The organism is Streptomyces sp. NPDC006197 (assembly GCF_040613865.1).
GTDB lineage: Bacteria > Actinomycetota > Actinomycetes > Streptomycetales > Streptomycetaceae > Streptomyces.
In genome coordinates this window covers 1-1,438 of the sequence record NZ_JBEXSZ010000300.1, presented here as the reverse complement: position 1 = coordinate 1,438, position 1,438 = coordinate 1, and the positions used below count along the sequence as shown (strand labels likewise).

The 1,438-nt window shown below is 65.5% G+C and carries 1 protein-coding gene and 1 pseudogene; both read right to left on the bottom strand.

The window, feature by feature from the left end; translation table 11 throughout:
• Nucleotides 1–233: 233 nt before the first annotated feature.
• A pseudogene (locus tag ABZ318_RS39580) lies at nt 234–656 on the bottom strand (transposase family protein); the annotation flags it as partial.
• Nucleotides 657–696: 40 nt separating this feature from the next.
• Nucleotides 697–1,140: a hypothetical protein gene (locus ABZ318_RS39575; RefSeq protein ID WP_356907251.1), complete on the bottom strand. Its 444-nt coding sequence runs from the start codon at nt 1,138–1,140 to the stop codon at nt 697–699.
• Between the last annotated feature and the right edge of the window lie 298 nt (nt 1,141–1,438).

Below are 1,438 nucleotides of genomic sequence, written 5' to 3'. Positions count from 1 at the left end.
GATCCACGGCCGGGAGTTCCTCTTCGCCACGAACGGCCCAACGAGCATCCAAGCTGACAGTCACACCATCAGTGGCTTCTGTTAGGACCTCTAAGTGGCCAGGGCCGCCCGCCGGAAGGCGGTACCCCACCGAGGGTCACCGCGACGCCGGTCGCGAGCTCTTGGATGTCGCACTGAGCGGCGCCCACCGAGCAACGCCACGAGCATGTATAGCGCTCCCCGGCGGTGTTCTTGGTGTCGGCATCGAGGATGACCTGCACGTTCGCCGAGAACCGGTAGTTGCGTGAGGATGCGCCGGTCTTCCGATCCCGGACCGGGACGAGGGTGCAGTCCACGATCCACAACCGCTCGACCCCCTCGGCGGGGCCGGTTGCCGGCTCGATCGCGAGCAGCGGTCGCAGCCGCTGGATGACGCGGCACACCGTCGCCGGCGAGCAGCCGAACAGCGGCGCGAGGTGCCGCATCGTGAGGTTCGTGCGGTAGTACACGGCCACCAGCAGCACCCGGTCCGCCAGCAACAAGCACCACGGACGGCCGCCACCAGGACCGTCCCCTCCCCGTTCGCGCACGGCCTTCAGCAGCCGCTCGAACTGCCGCGTCCGCAGAGCCGTGAACGTCTGCACCCACCACGGATCAGCCTTCAGCGCCCCGCCCATACAGGGCAAATGCCCGTGTTGGAACCTTCTGCAATACGCTTCAGTTGGGGTCCTCGTGGGCCTCGTACCCTTCGAGGCCGGCCCAGAGCAGGGAAGGGGCAAGTGCCGCCAGGTACCAGGCGAGGTCGGTGAACTGCGGTGCGTCCGGGATGCTCCGGCGGTTGATGGTGGGAAGGAAAGAGACTTTCCTGCGCTGCGCGAAGAACATGAGCATGCCGCCAGTCCCACCCTGCGTGTGGTAAATGTTCAGCGCCACGGTGCAGGGCAGATTCGCTGCGGAGTCCAGCTCCGCAAGCACGGCGTCCAGGCAGTCGGGGGTGCTGTCGTACCACTCGTGCATGTCATCTGCATCGTTGATCATGTACGAGATGTAGCCGGGGCGTTCCTCAGCGGACCAGCCGGCCGGGGTCAACACCTCCAGCAAGCCGCGCACGGTCGTTGGGCGCTGGAAGGTGAAGTCGATGTCTGCTTGTCGGTTACCCACGTGCGTCTCCGGGAGCTTGGCGGTCGCGTCGCATACTCGCCGCTACGCAACGCTCCGTCGACCCGATTCCCCTGGGACCACTGCTCCAGCGGATGAAGTGGCGGACGCAGTGACTGCACCGAGCCTATGCATCAGTCGGTTCTCTGGTCGGCCGCAGGGACGATTCTGAGCATCGGAGTCGACCATGTCAGCCACATATCGTGCTCAGTGAGCCTCTTTCATCCTGAATAGCTGCAGGTCAGCAGTGTGTGGACGGCTTGGACGATGGTGCCGATGCGGCGGGTGGAGCATCGGGCTC